This window comes from Vagococcus hydrophili (assembly GCF_011304195.1).
GTDB lineage: Bacteria > Bacillota > Bacilli > Lactobacillales > Vagococcaceae > Vagococcus > Vagococcus hydrophili.
Map to the genome: position 1 here is coordinate 1,349,494 of NZ_CP049887.1, position 17,160 is coordinate 1,366,653.

Consider the following 17,160-nt stretch of genomic DNA (forward strand, 5'->3'; position numbering starts at 1 on the left):
ATTGAATTAAACTTATATTTTGTATATACTTAACTGATAAGCAAAATCAGTATATATAGTACTGTGTTGTACTAAAATATATATGTTAAAAATGATAATTGCATTAAAAATATAAGGAGAAGATGAGAATGAAGAAACAACCAACTTTTTTATTGGTTCTGATTGCCCTATTTTCCATACTTATAATCACGATTAAGCCAGAGTGTACAGAAGCAGCGAATTATACAGCCTACTCTGAATCTGATTTGAAAAGGTATTTAGAATTACCCACTAGCGATACAGTTACATTAGGTGGACCAATTAGTTTAAATAGTAGAATTACGGTGAAATCAAATAAAGTATTGGATTTGAATAAGCAGGTGCTTACTGCAAATGAATCGTCATTTAGTAGGTCAGGCGGCTTTAATTTAACAAATACAACAGGTTTTACTAATTTTACAATCAAAAATGGACTTGTTACAGGAGGTCCAACTGAAGGTTTAGATGCAAAATTACAAGGGTTAATTTTTGCGGATGCTAGTGCGTATAATCTAACGGTTACGGCAGAAAATATGAAACATGATGGACCAGGATTTTTCTATGGTCGAAGCAGCGATATAGTCTTTAAAGGAAAAATAGATTTGCAGAACGAAGTGTTCAATGCACGGGCCTTAAATATGACAATGTATGGTAACCCACTTAATCCTAATGACGCCAATAACACTGATTTTTATGGTTATGTGGATGCTCCAGGTAGTGCTAATCCAGGTGCAACGGGAAAAGGAGGAGTAAATCTTTCTTTTGATGGATACAAAATTAATTCTGCTAGAAGCATAGGTAAGCCTACTAAAAATTTATATGTTTCTAAAAATGCAAAAGTTGAGTTAAAAAATGATAAACCAGATAAAGACTTAATTTATAGAAATAATGTAGGGAACTTTGCTGAGATGCGCATAGATGGAGAATTTATTGCTGAAGCGCAAGGGTCGTCTTTGAGAACAACCTCAGCATTTGATAGAAATGAAGTAGGGACTAAATCAGATCAATCAGAGATTAACGTAAATCCTGGTTCGATTTTTAAGATTTCAACAGTTAATGAGAAAAATACCCATGGAGTTGTTTATACTTATAATGTGGATATCAATGTAAATAATGCAGAAGTATTTGATATTCGAAATTTTGGTAGTGGCGTTTTTTTTCATGGGTGGAATAATAGACCGTACAATAATTTTAGGATATACAATAGCGATATAGGCGTTTGGACAGAGAGTTCTAAAGGAATTGGTAATCCGTTATATTTATGGCAAGATGTAAAATTTACAACTATTCTTGATTTTCACTATAAAATGAAAGGGAATAAGTTAACTGACAAAGTATCCTCAAGTAATCCAGATATTCCAGATAAATTTAACATCAATGAATTCAGCCGTATCTCAAACGATGTTGCCTTACCTCGTATCATTCCTGATAAAAAAACAGTAGGAAACAACGAGAAAAGTATTAGTGGTGGCACCAAATATGTTTTACCAGATGGACGAGTGATTGATAAACCAGCTGCCAATGCTAAAGTTACTTTAAAGATTGATGGTGGCGGAATATATAATACAACAACGGATGCTAATGGAAAGTGGTCACTTAATAATTTAGATTTAACAAGTGTTAAAGGCGGTTCTACTGGAACCTTTACAATGGTTGATGCCGATCAAAGGTACGGAGATGCTGCTTATATTACAATTGAAGATAGAATTCCTCCAAAAGTAGTACCTAAGCTAGTTAAAGAAAAGTTAAATATTTTTGATAATTTAAAAACAGTAACCAATGCATTAGCTTCATATTCAGACGAAACCAGTACTAAGTTTGATATCCAATTTCTGACTAGTCAAAAAGAACGTGAAGAGATGGTTAAAGCAGTCGGTAAATACGATGTAAAAGTTAAAGTGACAGATGAAGCAGGCAATTCAACAACTGTAACTGCGCCTGTTATTGTATATGAACCGACCAATCCACCAACGACAAATGGTTTTGCATCTGGAAAAGACTTCGAAGTTGACTATGATAAATGGACGAAGGGAACAGACGCTGAGAAACGTCAAATTATGATTGATGAAAAGTATGGTGCTACGAAAGGATATGAAATTTCTGGTGATAAAGTCACTGAAGTAACGGATAATCCAGATAAAATGACTATCGATTTTTCTGGTCATAAGTGGGAACCTAAGAAAACATATCCGATTACAGTGAAAGTAGGGACATTTAAAACAACAATTAATGTGAAGCTTGTTCCAGCTGCTGTAAAGATGAATGTAAAACAAGTGTATAAGGGAACGGATAAACCAATCTTTACTAATCTATCCGAGGATAAGCCGATTGATAATTCAAAAGAAATTGAAGTTAAAATTGGAGACTCGTTAGAAACAATTGTTGATGAGATGATCAAATCTGGGAAATTTCAATTGAATTATTCAGGATACAATAAAGTGAAAATAAAAGATTATAAAGTGAAAATTAATAATCAACTAATTGAAACAGATAAAGTTCCTGATCAAGGGTTTCAATTAATTTATGAATATGAAGGTCAAATGAAATTTGCTAAGGCTCCTACTCTTGACTTTGGTAACGTCGAAATCAGTAGTAAAGATAAAATAAGTAAGTTATCGAGTGAATCTCAGGATGAAGTGTCAATTATTAACACATTTTTAGATTATGGTTGGACACTGAAGGCATCTTTACCTAAAGGGATTACTAATAAACAAACAGGTGAAGAGTTCTTAGGGCAACTTCTCTATTTTGATAATGACGGAGAGAAACATGCGATTACTGATTCGGGTGCTAATTTGACTTCTCAGAAGAAGACCGATAAATCATTAAGTACCATTGATATTCGAGGGAATCAAAATTCAGGTATGCGTTTAGAACAGCATATAGGTAATACCAAGGATGAGTATAGTGGTGAACTTATTTGGAGTCTAGAAGATGGACCAAAAGAGTAATTTAATAAGTAAAAGTCATGAAACATTTACGTTTTGTGGCTTTTTTTGTTCTTTATTTTTGTTAAATAACAACAAAAGGAACTTCACCTAATGAATTTAAAAAATAAATAAAAAATATTTGTTTATTAAATGAGGAGTTTTAATTTTAATGAGTCATATTTGTTGTATGTGGAGAGTAAACGTTATATAATGAGTAATAAAAATTAAAAAGTTGAATGATAAAAATAAATAACCTAAGGAAGGGGAGTTAGAATGCGTATAAATGCTAAACGTGGCTTTATATTGTGTGCTTTTTTTTCTTTACTAATTATTATAGGGCTTCCAACAAGTACAAAAGCTGCCAATTATACAGCTTACAATGAGACTCAGTTAAAACAGTATTTAGAGTTACCAAGCAGTGACACAGTCACATTAGGTAGTACGATAATTTTAAACAGTCGAATTACGATAAAAGCAAATAAGGTTCTAGATTTGAATAATCAAATTCTTCTGGCAAAAACAGGAGCTTTCGCTAGCTCAGGAGGATTTAATTTAACAAACACACAAAATTTCACAGATTTTACGATTAAAAATGGTTCTATTCAAGGAGGACCAACGAATGGCTTAGGCGCTGATTCTAGCAATGCCGGTGTCATTTTTGCTGAAGATAAAGCCTATAATTTAAAAGTAACTGCGGAAAATATCCGGCATGATGGTGATGGCTTTTTTAAAGGTCATAGTACAGATTTAATTTTTAAGGGAAAGATGTATCTTCAAAATACTAAATTTAATGCAAGGGCTCTAAATATAACAATGTTTGGGAATCCTTTTAATGAAAATGATCCTGGAAATGTTGATTTTTATGGATATGTAGACTTTGAAGGTACAACAGATCCTTGGGCAATTGGGCAAGGTGGAGTCAACTTAAGTTTTGATGGTTATGACCATAATAACGCTACAGCAATAGGCAAAACAACTAAAAATTTAGAAGTTCCAAAGAATGCTAAAGTAAAGTTAGTTAATAAACAAAAAAAGTATAATTTGGAGTACTCTAATAATGTTGGTAATTTTGCTCAAATTAACGTAGATGGTGAATTTATAGCAGAAGCAGAAGGAACACCACTTAGAACAACAGCGGCTAGATATAACAATCAAGTGGGAACACCAAGCGATCAATCTGAAGTAAATGTTAAACCAGGTTCAATTTTTAAAATTTCTTCTTTTGATGTGAATTCTACTTATGGAACGATTTACACATATTCAGTGGATATTAATGTTAATAATCCAAAAATTTTTGATATTCGAGCTTTTGGTAATGGTCGTTTTTTCCATGGTTGGCCTGAGCGAAATAAAAATAATTTTAGGATTTACAATTCAGATGTAGGTGTTTGGGCTAAAAAAGAAAAAGGAATTGGAAACCCACTCTATTTATGGCAAAATGTAAAATTAATAGAAATTCTAAAATTTGATAATGGTGATAGTCAAGCAAGTTTACTAAAAAAAACAACAACTAACCCAGCAGAAATCGCGCCTAAGTTCTATATCAACGATTTCAGCCGTATCTCAAACGACGTTGCCCTACCTCAAATCGTTCCGGATAAAAAGGTAGTGGGAAACAACGAAACGAGTATCAGCGGTCGAACTGAGTATGTGTTACCTGATGGGACAGTAGTCGATAAAGTTGCAGCAGGAGCAAAAATGACCATGATTGTTGGTGGTAAAGACTACACAACAACAGCAGATCAGAACGGTAAATGGAGCTTTAATAATTTACCTCTCTCAACAGTTAGTGGTGGCTCAACGGCTACAATTACCTTAGTTGATGCAGATAAACGTTACGGTAATCCAGCCTATGTGGTGTTAGAAGATAAAACGCCGCCTAAAGCTGAACCAAAATTAATTAAAGCTAAGCTAAATGATATGAACAATTTAAATGATCCAAAGTTATCACTTGTTGATTATTCAGATGAAACGACAGCAAAAAGTCTCTTGAAAGTTGAGTATGTCACAACCTTAGAAGAACGCCAAAAAATGCTTAAAGAAGTTGGGAAATATGATGTAAAAATTAAGGTGACGGATGCTGCAGGGAACTTCACGATTGTTGATGCTCCTGTCATTGTCCATAACCCAACAGAAGTCATTACAAATGGCTTTGCATCTGCTAAGGATTTTGAAATAGATTATGATAAATGGGTATCAGCAACAGACGCTCAGAAACGCAGCATTATGTTGTCAGAAGAATACGGGAACTTAAAAGGGTATGAAATTCAAGGAAACACAGTAACGGATGTCTCAAATATCTTAGCAAAAATGACCATCGATTTTTCTGGTCGCACATGGGAACCTAAGAAAACTTATCCGATTCAAGTAAAAGTCATGTCATATACAAAAACAGTGAATGTCACGCTAATTCCTGCAGCTGTGAAAATGAACGTTAAGCAGATTTACTCAGGAACAGACAAACCAATTTATCAAGATTTATCTGCTAATCAACCAGTGGACAATGGGAAAGAATACGAAGTGAAAATTGGTGATTCTCTAGAAGAGGTTGTGAATAATCTAATTGCAACCGGAAAAATTAAATTAAATTATGCAGGTTATAATCAAGTGAGCGTGAAAGACTTTGTTGTTAAAGTGAATAATAATGTGGTTGCGACAACGAAAGTACCAGATCAAGCCTTTCAATTGATTTATCAATATCAAGGTCAGATGAAATTTGATAAAGCACCAGATCTTAATTTTGGTAAAATTGAAGTGAGTAAAGATGATCAAATTAGCAAGTTAGCAACGACGTCTCAAGATCAAGTGTCCATCATTAATACCTTCTTAGATTATGGTTGGACCCTAAAAGCGTCACTACCAAAAGGAATTACGAACAAACAATCTGGGGAAGAGTTCTTAGGTGAGTTACTTTATATCGACAGTGCGGGTGTCAGACATTCGATTAATAAGTCGGGTGCTGAATTAATTTCTCAAAAATCAACGGACAAATCTTTAAGTACGATTGATATTAGAGGAAACCAAACCTCAGGAATGCGCTTAGAACAACACATAGGGAACACAAGAAACGACTACAGCGGAGAATTAGTCTGGACATTAGAAGACGGTCCAAAATAAGGTTGTTACAAAAGCGTTTAGATTTATTTCCGAAGAAGCTGCTTTTGTAACACTGTTAATAAAGCGTGAGATAAAAGTCGTTATGCTTCAATAAAAAAGATAACCTGAAACGTCAATCAGCAAAATGACGTTTCAGGTTATCTTTTATTTTTTCTTTTTCTTAGATCCAGATTTTTTCTTACTTGAAGACTTTTTTGAAGAGCTACTTTTCTTTTTTTTCTTCTTCTTCGTTTTTTCTCTAACAATCACAAAGACTAAAATTAAAATAATAAGGACAAAGGCACCAGATAACACATACCAAAGAGTGTTATCTTTAGGCTCTTCTTTTAAATCCACTGCTTTATTATTAATATTATAGCTATCTTCTTTTGAAATAGTAAAATCTTCTTCAAATTTAAAGTCCTTTTTATTGGCAGTCACCGTCATTTTTAGGGTGTACTTACCAGCTTCAAGTGGTGTGTTGTCCCACATAATTGGAAAGTTGAAATTTGAATTAGGCGCAAATTCAACGTTATCTCGTTTTTCAGATTTTAAGACGTCTGTTGAACCCTTTTTAGTAATTTGTGCGTCTACATTGACTTTGCCTAAGAGAATAGGTGTTGTATTTTGAAGGTTAGCCACAACTGCTGTTCGGTAAGTGACAAGTGCTGGTTTGACATCATTAATTTTTAATACAGGTTCCACTTCTTTTTCAGAGCTTCTAAGAACCACTGCTTTGACTAATTGAAATTTATTAACAAAACTAATATTTTCTTCTTTTTTCTCTGTTTTACCTTCATCGTCCAAATCAGCAACAAAACCACCTAAGATAATCCCGTCAAAGCTTTCAGCTGGGGCTTCAAAATCAAAAATTAGGGTTTCTGTTTTACCAGGCTTCACTGTAATGCTTTGAGGGTTTGAAACCAATGAAGTGAATTGTATTTTTAGTGATTCATCGTATTTATAATCTTTCTTTTGCTTAGAATAATCTACCAATCCATTAGCGTTGGTAATGGCGTTAGTAGGGGTTACTCGGATTTTCTTTTCCGTTTTCCCGGTGTTACTAACATTCACTTCTAATTTCTGCTTTTCAGAAGGTTTGACCATCATATCAAAATAAGTCACATCTTTTTTGAACTGATTAGCTGGTGGTGTAACACTTATGGAAAAATTCATATTTTCTGAATCGGCGGAGACAGTTGTTGAGTGAAATTGTAATGTGATAAACATTAAAAGAGCAACGAGTATTATTTTTCTTAATTTACACATGTCTAGTCCTTTCTTGGTTCAGGAATGGTAATATACCTCTATAATATAGGACTGCTAGGTGAATATCAATGATTTAAAAAAGATAAGTTTTAGCTATAATAACTCAAATAGGTGCAATAAAAAAACAAGTAGAACTTAATGAGTCAAAGATGCCTAAAAATGGATGCTTCTTTTCAAAAATGAGACTTAATGATATAATGAATAGTGAATAAATATATAGTAAGGGGGAGTAAAATGAAAAAAGTAACATTTTTGATTGGAATGTTAAGTTTTTTAACCATTAGCGGTATGAGTGTTGATGCGGCACAACAAGATTCCAGCCAGAAAAAAGCTGAATTTCAAATAACAGAAAATGAAAATGGAACGATTAAAGTGGAAGCAGAACTTCTTAGATTTGGTGATCATACCCTACTACCATCCGATATCAATGCTAAAACTAAAGAGGATACAAGAGTCAAAGTGACCGAATTTAGTGGAAACCGCCCAGGATGGACCTTAAAAGTAAAATTAGACAAATTTAAATCTGGTACTGATGAAGCTAACGGAACCCGTTTGTTTTATCCGATTGTGACACCGACAACGACAACAGGTGGAGATGCGAGCACAAAGGCACCTGTGACAGTAGGAGCACAAGATTCATTCTTAGATGATTTAAAAGGGACGATTGTTAATGATGATAACGTTCCAACAAAAATTGCGGTAGCTGAAAAAGGTAAAGGCTACGGTGAATGGACGATGTCTTACTCAGGTAACAACCGTATCCAATTAAATGTACCTGCAGGACAAAAAGTTGGCGCCTATAGCGCGGAACTGATTTATATGATAGAAGATGCACCAACACCATAATAAAATGATTGAGGAGAAAAAATAGAAATAAGTGTTTTTCTGTTTTTTCTTTTTCTCATTAATTAAGTATTGTGGACTTTACTAAGAAGGGAAGCCGTGATTTTATTTTGAAAATAAAAAAAATAGGAAAAGAACTTGCGATAATAGTTGTTTTAGCTGTTATCTGGGGTGTGTACTACTATCAAGCTTATCCAATTTTTGCGGAAGTTACTGATTTAATAACACCAGGTAGTTCTTATATCGTGAAAATTTTAGAGTTTACAAATTACAGAGCAGAGCAATTATCCTTTATATTAATTGAATTCTTCTTATTAACATCAATTAGTAGTATTTTATCTCTATATATTTATAAAACAATAGAGTATACTAAAAATAAAGTGTTATTGGGTCTTATTGTCATTAATATTGTGTTTGTCGGGATCATCTGTGTGATAGCTAATATATTTTGGTCTGTTTATTTGATACTAACAGTTTTATCTTTACTCATTATTGCAGCGTCAGTTTATGTATCCAGTGTTCTTTTTGGATCAGCTGTAAAATTTGATGAAGGTGAAGTTGTTTATACGAGTAAAGCTTTTGAAACAGAAGATCTTGCTCAAGACAGTTTAAATAACCGAATAAATCAGTTAGATAAGAAAGCTAAGTCGAAGTTGGACGGTGAGGTTTTCGAAGATAATAAACAATATTTTTTTGAAATATATGCCAATGACAGAATAATTCTAGATAATAAAGGAGAATTTAACTTTCATGAAAAAATTTAATTATTTAATTAAACTATTTTTTGCGTTAGCTGTCATTTTTTCATTTTCAGTGACAAGTCAAGCAGCAGAAAAAGGGATTGGTTATGAGGTTCGACCGATTTTCCCAAGTACTCAAATTGAGCAAAATCGAGGCTACTACTACTTACAAACCGAACCAGGTGTGAAGCAGAAGTTAGAGATGTCACTTTTAAATACCAGTGACAAACCAGTGACTCTTGAGTTAGTCATTGAGAATGCTATTTCAACAACGAATGGTAATATTGACTATACGGATGATATCAAAAAAATCCATGAGTCTTTAGTTAATCCGATGACAGAAATACTACAACCAAAAACTAAAGAAGTTAAAGTGAAAGCTGGGGAAGAAAAAATTGTTAATTTTGAGTTAACACCGCCAGAAAAATCTTATGATGGATTAAAAATGGGTCGTATTCTTGTTAAGAAGAAAAAAGAAAAAGATGCCAAGGGGATTAACCAAGAGTATCAATATGCCGTGGGTGTCATTACTGCTGAGTCAGGAAAACCTTTTAATGACGGAGATAAATTAGAGTTAAACGGTGAAATCGAACCAAACGTGGTTAACGGAAGTAAGTTAGTTCAAGGTGAGATTGTTAATCCAACACCTAAAACCATTGAAAATTTAAAAGTTAGATCTTATGTGACTAAAAAGGGTGATAAGAAAAGAATTAAAGAAAAAAATATCGATAACTTTTCTTTTGCACCAAACTCTAAAGTAATGTATACCATTCCTTGGGGCTTGAGTAATTTTGAAACAGGCGAGTACACCTTCTACTTTACTGGAAGTAATGACTTTGAGAGTTTTGAGCTTAAAAAAGATTTTAAAATCCGTGGGGAAGATGCTAAGAAATTAAATAATGAAGCAGCCTTTTCTGTAGGAACACCAACTAAAATGATTATTTTAATCGTGGTATTAAATGCATTATTACTTGTTTTATGTGGTACTATTTTTGTCAGAAATAAAAAATGGGTTGAAGAACTAAAAACAAATAAAAAACGTAAAAGTAGAAAGAAAGTGAAAACAAAATAAAAAAAGAATAGGAGGTAGTGTTGTATGAAGCTTTTTAAGCTAAGTTGCCTTGTCCTTTTATTTATTTCCTTAAGTCTAGCAGTACCTAGTCTAGTATCTGCTAATGATGATCACAAAACTCAAGCAGAAGTTATCTTGAAGAAGACCAAAGACTCAGAACCAAAACCAACTAAGCCGAAAGAATCAATTTATACCCCTGAAAAAGCAAAACCAGTTAGATTTCTCCCTCAAACAGGAGAAATAGTAGCGTCGTTCATGTATATTATTATTGGCTTATGCTTTTTGATTTTTATACTAGGGATGTTGATGAATCGAGCGACTAAAATTGATGTTAGGTGGGATTATTAAGAAATGAAAGATTATTTATGGATTATTGTCGCAGGAACGTTTGCTTTAGTTGCTTTTATCTACTTTATTATGACAATTGCAACAAGTTCGACGTTAATTAAAAAATTAAAGAAGAAAAAAGCACATATTTTACTCAATGTGGCGGTCTTAATTATTGGATTAGCTAATATAGGTATTGGCTTTTATTTACTCCAAGATATCAGACATCAGATTGAAGTATTTAGTAAGTTATAAAAACAAAGTAGTCTAAAGCTAGAAATGAGGGGTTCAATTCATTTTTAGCTTTTTTTGTTATTTTAATTTTGATTAATGTAGTGTTAATGAATATAAAGATTAAAAAATGTGTTATTAATCAAAATGATGAAATTATGACTTTTATACTGTTAAAACAAAAGAAGGTAGGGTTTTTTATGCTTAGAATGTCTTTTTGTGTACAAAAAATAACAATTAATATGATTAATTAATATGTGAAAAAATTAAGCTAGTTATTTTAAAAAAAAGGATATTATATGAATTATTTTAACAAATATTATTAAAAAAATTAGATTTTAATACGAGAGTATGTTAATATGTATTTGTAGAGATTAGTACATACGTTTATCATGGGATTTGTAGTGATATAGTTATTATGTATTGGATCTCTAATGTTTTCTATTTAATTACAGTAGCTTGTTTGTATAAAACAACAGTTATGTACGGACTACTGGTTACTTTGGTTAAAAATAAATAATAAAAAAGAAGGGAAGTTTTAAAATGAAAAAAAATATTTTAGCCGCAGCTCTTTTATCAGGTTTAGTACTTTCAATCGCAGCACCAACAGCTTTAGCAGTAGAGGATAAAGATGGTAAATCAGTAGAAACTTCAAAAGTGGAAGTTAAATTAAATAAAGATGATGGTCACGAACCAGGAACAGGTCCTTTTAAAGATAAACTTGCAATTGTTCACAAACCAACAATCTTTAAGTTTGAAGGGGACACAACAACAGGTTCTTTAAACTTAAAAAACAAACACCCAGAAAAAGCAAAACAATTTATCTCAGTTAACGATGATCGTAAAAATGATAAAAAAGAAGCTATTTCTAGTCCATGGACTTTAACAGGTCAATTATCTGAAGTTAAAGAAGGAACTAAAACTTTAGCTGGAACAATGGATTTTAAAACATCTGAATTACAACAATATGATATTGGTGAATTAGTAACAAAACCTAATGGGGTTCAAGATTACGCTCCTGCTGCAATTAAAGCAGATGCAGCTAAAGCAGACGCAACTAAATATACATTACAACCAAAATTCTCTTTAGATGCAGCTGGAACAGCGGTTAAATTCTTAGAATCAACAAATACTGATGTAACAGATCCACATGGTGTATTCACTAATTTAGGTGATGTTGACTTTAACGTAGCTTCAGGTAACGCTAGCGAAGCTGGAACATACGATGGTACTATCACTTGGACTTTAGCAGCTCAAAAATAAGTTCGTTTATGAACGGTAAAACGTTCAAGTAGTTATGATGTCTAGTTAGTATAAAAGGTCTAGAAAACAACTTTTCTAGACCTTTTTCTATTTCTTTTTGTTCGTAAAAGGTGTATAATTAATATAACGAGAGGTTAAAAAATACTAATTTAAGTAGAGAGAGGTGTGGAACTATGAAAAGAGTCTTATATCCTTTAACTTTGTTGATTGGGTTCATTTTTTTAATGACAGCAACGTCAATCGATACTGACGCAGCTTCATGGGTAAGCACTAAAAATGATTTAGTCACAGCATTAACGAAAACGGCCGATGATGAAGTAATTCTTTCTAATGATATCTATTTAGATCAAAGAATTGATGTTGTTGGAAATAAAGAGTTGAATTTAAATGGTAAGAATTTAATGCTTGGAACAGGTGCAAGTGATTCAGGAAATGTAGGTAAATTTTACTTGAATCGTTCAGATAATCTACGTTTTGGGCTTAAAAATGGTGTCATCACCGGTGGAGATACGAGAGGGTTAGGTTCTCACGGTAGTATTATTGGTGTCATATCTGTTAATAATAGTGCCAATACTAATTTAGTCACAACGGTTCAGGATATATCTCATACCAGTCAGGGTGGCTTTTATAAAGGGAAACAAAGTAAAGTCGTTTTTAAAGGGAAAGTAACGTTGAATAACGATCAGTTTAACGTGAGAGCCAAAAACATGGATTTTTATGGAAACCCTTTAAATGAAGAGGACCCAGAAAATACTGATTTTTATGGCTACACCTCAGCCAATGGGGAACCGAATGATTGGAGTCAAGGAAATGGAGGGTTAAACCTCAGCTTTGATGGTTATGAGAATTTTAGAGGTCCAGGGCAACGGATACTAAATATAAATAAAAATGCCAAAGTAAAACTAAAAAATGATAACAATACAACCTCTAATAGTCGTGCTTACGCTAATAACATTGCAAACTTTGCTGTGATTAATTTGGATGGTAGTTTAGATACTGAGGCTATCGGAACAACTCTTAGAACGACAGCTTCAAGGTATGATTATGGGGCAGGAACAGCAAGTGGGCAAGCCGAAATTAATATTCGACCAGGTTCGACGTTTAAAACACTATCCACAGCGATAACTAATACGAATTACGGAACAATTTTTACGTATTCTTTAGATATTAATGTAGATAATCCCAAAATATTTGATATTCGCTTCTTTGGAACAGGTCAATTTTTCTATAGTTGGGCCAATCGTGGGGAAGTAATTTGAACATTAAGAATTCTAATATTGCGGTTTGGGATAAAAGTCGTAAGGGAATTGGAAACCCAAATGACATTTGGCAAGATGTGGATTGGATGATGATTCGAGGGTTTACCAATTCAGGGAATCCTAAAGCGATGTCTAGTAATAATGATTTAGCGAATCGTTTTACAATTAATAACTACAGTCGGATTTCTAATGATATAAAATTACCGATTATTATTCCAGATGAAGAGTTTCAGGTTGGAAATACGGTAGTTTTAAAAAATAATGCCACAAGTTTTTACGGGAGCACCGATTATTATTTACCAGATGGCTCTTTAGTTGGTCAAGCAGCACCAGGCGCGGCCGTTTTATTTGAATTAGCGGGTCGAAAATATACAACAGTAACAGACAGTAATGGTAATTGGCGATTTAATAATTTAGATATCACTTCAGTCAGTGGTGGTACATATGGGCAGTTGAGCATGATAGATCAGGATAAACGGATTAGTAAAATAGTTCCTGTCTTGATTGAAGACAAAGTTCCGCCAACAGGTGATCCTCGGTTGATTAAAGCTAAAAAAGGGGACATGACTAATTTAACTGATCCTAAGTATGCGGTTCTTAACTCTAAAGATGAAACCACACCGACCAATCAATTAATCTATGAATATGTGACAAGTTTAGAAGATCGTCAGAAAATGGTGTCAGAAGTGGGAACTTATGAAGTCGAAGTGAAACTTTCAGACTTAGCAGGTAACTACACCATTATTAAAGCACCAGTCATTGTTCATGAACCACCCGAAGTAATTACAGACGGTTTCATTACAGGGAAAGATTTTGAAATTGATTTTGATACCTGGGTTTCTGCGAATGATGCAGGAAAACGTCAATTAATGATTTCTGAGGAATATGGTAATTTGAGAGGTTTTGAGATTACAGGACAAAATTTAATCGATATCACGAATATTCCTTCTAAATTAGGAATTAATTTTTCAGGACATAACTGGGAACCTAAGAAGACCTATCCAATAACAGTTAAAGTGAAATCTTATACGAAAGTTATTCGTGTTACTTTAGTGCCAGCAGAAGTTGAGATGAATCCAAATCAAGTTTATAGTGGGACAATCACACCTATTTATATTGATTTAACGAATAATGCTAAAGTAGATAATTCGAAAATCGAAAAAGTTAAAATTGGTGATGATCTAGAAACGATTGTGAATCAGATGATAACGGATAAAAAAATGACGCTTAACTATACTGGATACGGGGAAGTAAAAGTAAAAGATTATAAGGTAATTGTGAATGGAAATGAGCTTAAGACCTCTGTCGTTCCTGATCAAAATTTTCAATTAGTCTATAATTACACGGGACAAATGAAATTTGCGAGTGCTCCGAATCTTGATTTTGGAAAAATTGAAACGAGTCAAAAACAAGAGTCTTACAAGTTAGTAAGTACTTCAGAATCAGACGTTTCAGTGATTAATACTCTTCTTAATGACAACTGGAATTTACAGGTTTCTTTACCACAAGGAATTAAAAACAAGAAGACTCAAGAAGAATTTATTGGGCAATTGGTTTACTTTGATTCAGCAGGAAAAGAAACAGTGATTGATAAGTATGGAAAAAAAATCATGGAACAAAAACCGGAGATGATGTCTTTAAGTAAAGTGGATGTTAGAGGGTCTGGTAAGAGTGGGATGACACTTAAACAAGAAATTGGTAATAGTAATGGTGATTACGAGGGTGAACTCATTTGGAGTTTAGAAGATAGTCCGAAGCCATAAAAAAATAGACTGTGATTTCATTTAGGAATCACAGTCTATTTCTATTTATTTAACGTTCTCACAACATAAACTTCCTGACAAAATCCTTTGAGGGAGTTTGCCACATGAAGAGCACGCGTTTTTTTGTCACATAAACCAATCACAGTTGGTCCACTTCCACTCATTACTGCAGCATCTGCACCAAATTGAATCATCTTGTCTTTAATATGTTGTACCACAGGAAATTTTCTAGTTGTATAATCTTCTAGAGAGTTACCTAAATGTTGTGTCATCGATTGATAATCGCCCATTTCAATGCTTGATTTGAGTGATGAAATATCTGGGTGGCTTAAAGAATCAACCTCAATTTTTGAGAAAACACGAGGAGTTGAGACGCTTATTTTAGGTTTAACTAGAACAACCCAACATTGTGGAATCGGGTTTTTTAAGGGTGTGACAATTTCGCCTAGACCTGTAACAAGGGCAGTTTCACCTTGTAAGCAAAAAGGGATATCAGTGCCGATTGGAATTGCTAGACGAGTTAAATCATCTAGATTGGCATTTAAATCGAATAAACGATTAACTCCTCTAAAAGTAGCAGCAGCATCACTACTACCACCACCTAAACCTGCGGCAACTGGAATGTTTTTTTGTAGAATAGCGTGAACGCCACCGTCGAATTGATACGTTTTTTGCATCGCTTCAATGGCTTGAAAAATATTGTTTTTACGGTCTGTTGGTAAAAAACCACTATTTGTTTCAATAATAATTTCGTTTTTTGGAAGTCGTTTAAAGGTTAAACGATCTGATAAATCGATACTGGCCATGACCATTTCAAGTTCGTGGTAACCATCGTCTCGTTTGTATAAAACATCTAAGCCGAGGTTGATTTTTGCAGGTGCTTTTTCGATGATTTCCATAGCGTCATCTCCTTATCTACGTAAATGAATAGTTACTCTAATTATACATTAAAAAAAAAGACTTTTAAATCATTGTTAACAAAAAGAAGAGACGAACACTAATTAAAATGTCTGTCTCTCTTTTTTAGTGTAGATAAGTGGGGTAAAAAAGGTAACTTCAGAAAGTAAAATTAATTCGAAAAGCGTGAATTATTTTTAAGTTCCTCCAGTTACTTGGAGCAGAAGGCCTTTTTTATCACCTATTGTAGTCGGGATAAAAAAGGCAGCTCTTTCGGTAACTTCACAACTTAAAATTAATTCGAAAAGCGTGAATTATTTTTAAGTTCCTCCAGTTACTCAGAGCTAAACGCCTTTTTTATCATCCTTTTATTTCCTATACATTTTAAATTCTAAAAAGCGGTCGTTGTAGATTTCTAGGTATTTTGAGCCTAGGTCTTCGTAGACTTCTAGGTTTTTCATTGTTTCTTCGTCAGGGTAGAACTGTTTATCTTCTGTTAATTCTTTTGGTAATATTTCTTTGGCTTTTTTGTTTGGTGTTGAGTAGCCGATGTATTCTGAGTTGGCGGCTGCGTTTTCGGGTTCTAGCATGAAGTTGATAAAATCGTAGGCGCCGTCTACATTTTTGGCGGTTTTTGGAATCACAATATTATCAAACCATAAATTAGAGCCTTCTTCTGGGATAACGTAGTGCAGATGCTCATTATTATCTAGCATTTCACGAGCTTCACCAGAAAAAGTAACGGCAGCAGCACTTTCTTCATTAATCATATACATTTTAATTTCATCTGCGACAATGGCTTTGACGTTGCCTGTTAAGGTAGTTAATTTTTTTGAAGTTTCTTCTAATTCAGCGTCTTTTTTACTGTTTAGAGAATGTCCGTTACTATTGAGAGAAAGTCCAATCACTTCACGAGCTCCATCAATTAACATGACATTGTTTTTTAGCTCAGGGCGCCATAAGTCATCCCAATGCTGCATATCTTCTTTTTTGACAAATTTATCGTTGTAGATAATTCCTAAAGTTCCCCAAAAATAGGGGATTGAATAGTGGTTTTTTTCATCAAACTCAAGATCTAAAAATTGTGAATCTATGTTATCCAATCCTTTAATTTTTGAATGATCTAGTTTAAGTAAGAGATTTTGTTTCATCATTTTTTGAATCATGTACTCACTAGGAATCGCAATGTCATAGGCGGTTCCACCTTGTTCAACTTTAGTAATCATGGCCTCATTCGAATCAAAGGTTTCATAAATCACTTTATAACCATACTCTTTTTCAAATTTCTTTAAAAGATCAGGGTCAATGTAATCGCCCCAGTTATAAATCGTTAAAACTTTTGCTCCAGATTTTCCAGATTTTTTTTCTAAATTAAAGGCTGTCAAAGCAAGGCAAGCAATGATTAAAATGATACCAATAACAAGTGAATTTAATTTTTTCATAACTAGCCTC

At 33.4% G+C, this 17,160-nt stretch carries 13 protein-coding genes; 10 read left to right on the plus strand and 3 right to left on the minus strand.

Annotated features, from left to right (window positions below; translation table 11 throughout):
* The first annotated feature begins 128 nt into the window (after positions 1 to 128).
* Positions 129 to 2,969, plus strand: coding sequence for a carboxypeptidase-like regulatory domain-containing protein (locus G7082_RS06860; protein WP_166034376.1), 2,841 nt, complete (start codon positions 129 to 131; stop codon positions 2,967 to 2,969).
* A 252-nt stretch (positions 2,970 to 3,221) separates the two neighbouring features.
* A complete protein-coding gene (locus tag G7082_RS06865) occupies positions 3,222 to 6,065 on the plus strand; it encodes a hypothetical protein (protein WP_166034377.1) in 2,844 nt (947 codons plus the stop codon).
* A gap of 144 nt (positions 6,066 to 6,209) precedes the next feature.
* On the opposite strand, the gene G7082_RS06870 is transcribed toward G7082_RS06865, so the two are convergent.
* Entirely contained in the window at positions 6,210 to 7,313 is a 1,104-nt protein-coding gene (locus G7082_RS06870; RefSeq protein ID WP_166034378.1) for a WxLIP family cell surface protein, read from the minus strand.
* Between the two features lie 234 nt (positions 7,314 to 7,547).
* Here G7082_RS06870 and G7082_RS06875 point away from each other — a divergent pair, with 234 nt between their 5' ends.
* The 8 genes from G7082_RS06875 to G7082_RS06910 all read left to right on the plus strand — a co-directional run bounded on the left by G7082_RS06875 (position 7,548) and on the right by G7082_RS06910 (position 14,811).
* The gene (locus G7082_RS06875) at positions 7,548 to 8,159 is read left to right on the plus strand and encodes a WxL domain-containing protein (protein WP_166034379.1); all 612 of its coding nucleotides are present in this window, start codon (positions 7,548 to 7,550) and stop codon (positions 8,157 to 8,159) included.
* A 107-nt stretch (positions 8,160 to 8,266) separates the two neighbouring features.
* Positions 8,267 to 8,920, plus strand: a complete 654-nt coding sequence (locus G7082_RS06880) for a hypothetical protein (RefSeq protein WP_166034380.1) — start codon at positions 8,267 to 8,269, stop codon at positions 8,918 to 8,920.
* Positions 8,907 to 9,968, plus strand: coding sequence for a WxLIP family cell surface protein (locus tag G7082_RS06885; RefSeq protein ID WP_166034381.1), 1,062 nt, complete (start codon positions 8,907 to 8,909; stop codon positions 9,966 to 9,968). Before G7082_RS06880 ends, G7082_RS06885 begins: the two co-directional genes overlap by 14 nt.
* Positions 9,969 to 9,992: 24 nt before the next feature.
* Positions 9,993 to 10,316 (plus strand): hypothetical protein, encoded by a 324-nt coding sequence (locus tag G7082_RS06890; RefSeq protein WP_166034382.1) that lies wholly within the window; start codon positions 9,993 to 9,995, stop codon positions 10,314 to 10,316.
* A 3-nt stretch (positions 10,317 to 10,319) separates the two neighbouring features.
* Positions 10,320 to 10,550, plus strand: coding sequence for a hypothetical protein (locus G7082_RS06895; protein WP_166034383.1), 231 nt, complete (start codon positions 10,320 to 10,322; stop codon positions 10,548 to 10,550).
* 519 nt (positions 10,551 to 11,069) lie between these two features.
* Positions 11,070 to 11,789: a WxL domain-containing protein gene (locus G7082_RS06900; protein WP_166034384.1), complete on the plus strand. Its 720-nt coding sequence runs from the start codon at positions 11,070 to 11,072 to the stop codon at positions 11,787 to 11,789.
* Positions 11,790 to 11,962: 173 nt separating this feature from the next.
* Entirely contained in the window at positions 11,963 to 13,048 is a 1,086-nt protein-coding gene (locus G7082_RS06905) for a hypothetical protein (RefSeq protein ID WP_166034385.1), read from the plus strand.
* The gene (locus tag G7082_RS06910; RefSeq protein ID WP_166034386.1) at positions 13,045 to 14,811 is read left to right on the plus strand and encodes a carboxypeptidase-like regulatory domain-containing protein; all 1,767 of its coding nucleotides are present in this window, start codon (positions 13,045 to 13,047) and stop codon (positions 14,809 to 14,811) included. The genes G7082_RS06905 and G7082_RS06910 overlap by 4 nt, the downstream gene beginning before the upstream one ends.
* A gap of 41 nt (positions 14,812 to 14,852) precedes the next feature.
* Here the strand turns inward: G7082_RS06910 and ispE are convergent, their stop codons facing one another.
* Positions 14,853 to 15,710: a 4-(cytidine 5'-diphospho)-2-C-methyl-D-erythritol kinase gene (gene ispE / locus G7082_RS06915; protein WP_166034387.1), complete on the minus strand. Its 858-nt coding sequence runs from the start codon at positions 15,708 to 15,710 to the stop codon at positions 14,853 to 14,855.
* Between the two features lie 366 nt (positions 15,711 to 16,076).
* A complete protein-coding gene (locus G7082_RS06920; RefSeq protein ID WP_166034388.1) occupies positions 16,077 to 17,150 on the minus strand; it encodes an ABC transporter substrate-binding protein in 1,074 nt (357 codons plus the stop codon).
* Positions 17,151 to 17,160 lie beyond the last annotated feature (10 nt).